Source organism: Phenylobacterium sp., from assembly GCF_030654915.1.
Classification (GTDB): domain Bacteria; phylum Pseudomonadota; class Alphaproteobacteria; order Caulobacterales; family Caulobacteraceae; genus Phenylobacterium.
The window spans coordinates 1-2,239 of sequence record NZ_JAURWM010000035.1 but is presented as its reverse complement, the minus strand read 5'-3'; the positions used below and the strand labels follow the sequence as shown (position 1 = coordinate 2,239).

The 2,239-nt window shown below is 67.0% G+C and carries 3 protein-coding genes; 1 reads left to right on the top strand and 2 read right to left on the bottom strand.

Going from position 1 to position 2,239, the window contains the following annotated elements; translation table 11 throughout:
- Together Q7T84_RS01415 and Q7T84_RS01410 are read right to left on the bottom strand one after the other, a co-directional pair.
- On the bottom strand, positions 1 to 632 hold a 632-nt coding region (locus Q7T84_RS01415; protein WP_304805783.1), incomplete at its 3' end, for an SPOR domain-containing protein.
- A gap of 96 nt (positions 633 to 728) precedes the next feature.
- Entirely contained in the window at positions 729 to 1,901 is a 1,173-nt protein-coding gene (locus Q7T84_RS01410; RefSeq protein ID WP_304805782.1) for a deoxyguanosinetriphosphate triphosphohydrolase, read from the bottom strand.
- Between the two features lie 78 nt (positions 1,902 to 1,979).
- Between Q7T84_RS01410 and Q7T84_RS01405 the strand changes: the two genes are divergently transcribed.
- On the top strand, positions 1,980 to 2,239 hold a 260-nt coding region (locus Q7T84_RS01405; RefSeq protein WP_304805781.1), incomplete at its 3' end, for an iron-sulfur cluster assembly accessory protein.

Here is a 2,239-nt window from a genome sequence, read left to right as displayed (position 1 = left end):
GCGTCGTTCCAGCCCTTGTCGGCCAGGGCTTGCGAGGAGAAAGCGCCGATCTGGACGGCCGCGGCCCCGCCGGTCGCCTTGGGGGCGGGCGTCGGGTTCAGGGCGGCGTCGATCGACTTCGGCGCAGGCGTCGCGGCCTTGGGCGCGGGAGCGACGGCCGGCGGCGCGACCGCCGGCTTCAAGGGGGTGGGAGCGGCCGGCAGGGCCGCGATCGGCGCGGAGGCGACCGGCGCGGTCGGGGCGGGGCGCGGCGGCGGCTGCACGGTCACGGGAGCCGGGCGCGCCTGCGGCGTTTCTGGCGGAGCCGTGAAATTCGGCGCGGCCGGAGCCCCCTCGCCCTGTTCTGACTGGTAGATCTGCAGGCCTTCGGCCGGATCGGCGGGCTGGGCCTCGGCAGGCGGGGGCCCTTTCATCTCGCCGACGGGCGCGCCGACGGTCAGCGGCGGCTGGCCAGCTTCACGGACGCCGGAGCGGTAGAACAGCACAATGGCGATCACCAGGGCGATCAGCACGATGCCGCTGAGGATCAGCATAATCGGCGCAGGGCCACCGCCGCGCACCGGCTGGCGCGCGTCGAAGGACAGGGGCGCGTCGGTCGGGGGCGTGTAAGCGCCGCGATCGGGGTCGGACATCAGTGGCTCCGATAAGGTCTCGAGCCGCGGCGCGAATCGCGCGCGGCGTCTGGCAATTCTAGCGAAGGGAACCGGCCGACGAACCCAGCCGAACGTCTAATTCCAGACGTCGAGGTGGAAAAGTTTCCGATGCTCTTCGATGGCGAACCGATCGGTCATCCCGGCGATGTAGTCACACACCACCCTGGCCCGCCCGGCTTGGTCGCGATTTTGCGACCGTGCGAACCACTCCGTCGGCAAGACGTCTGGTTCGGCCATGAACAACTGGAACATCTCGGCGAGAATGCGGCGGGCCTGGCTGCGCGTGCGATTGACCCGCCAATGCCGGTACATCCGGTTCATCAGAAACTCGCGGAGCCGCGACAGGTCCTCGACCATCTCGCGGGAGAAGGCCACCAGGGCGTGATCGAGGTTTCGGACATCGTCCGCCGAACCGACCTTGGACGCCAGGGCGCGACGATGAGTCTCGGCCAAAACATCGTCCACCATCGCCCCGATCATGCGCCGAACCGCCTCCAGCCGGATGATCACCGGGTCGAGATCGGGATAGTCCTTGTACACGCTGGCCAGGATCGGGCCGATCAGCGGCACGTCCAGCAGTTCCTCCAGCCGGAACAGGCCAGCCTGAACCCCATCGTCGACGTCATGGTTGTTGTAGGCGATGTCGTCGGCCAGGGCCGCGACCTGGGCCTCGGCCGAAGCCCAGGTTGAAAGCCCAAGGTCATAGTCCTTGTCGAACTCGGCGATGGCGTTCCACGAGGGCCGGTCCAGTTTCTCGCTCACCGGGCCATTGTGCTTGATGACGCCTTCGAGGGTTTCCCAGGTGAGGTTCAGCCCCTCCCAACGAGGATAGCGGCGCTCCAGCTTGGTGACGACCCGGAAGGTCTGCACGTTGTGATCGAAGCCGCCGAAGGGCTCCATCTGGATCTGCAACTCGTCCTCTCCGGCGTGGCCGAAGGGCGGATGGCCGAGGTCATGGGCCAGGGCGATGGTCTCGGCGAGGTCCGCCTCGAGCCCGAGCGCGGTGGCCAGCGACCGCGCCACCTGCGCAACCTCCAGCGAATGGGTCAGCCGGGTGCGGAAATGATCGCCCTCGTGGGCGACGAAGACCTGGGTCTTTTCCTTCAACCGCCGGAACGCCGTGGCGTGTATGATCCGGTCTCTATCCCGGGCGAACGGCGTGCGCGTGCGGCTCTCGGCTTCGGCGACCTTGCGCCCGAGCGAAAGGGAGGAATCTTCGGCGAATGACGCGCGCGGTGGAGGGATCATGTGATCTCTGTGTAAAGATGCCCTCTTGGACGAAGGGCCTGTCGATCTCATATAGTCCAGGCAGAGGTTTTCCACAGCATGACGACGATCGATCTCACCCTGTCTTCCGCAGCCGCCCAGCGGCTGCAGGCGCTCGGCCAGTCCGAGGGCAAGCCGATCATGCTGCGCGTGGCTGTCGAAGGCGGCGGCTGCTCAGGTTTTCAGTACCAACTCGACCTGGTCGATGAGGCCCAGCCCGACGATCTACGCATCGAACGCGACGGGGTGGCGGCGCTGATCGACGAGATGTCTCTGGTGATGCTGAAGGGCTCTGAAATCGACTATGTCGACGAGCTCGC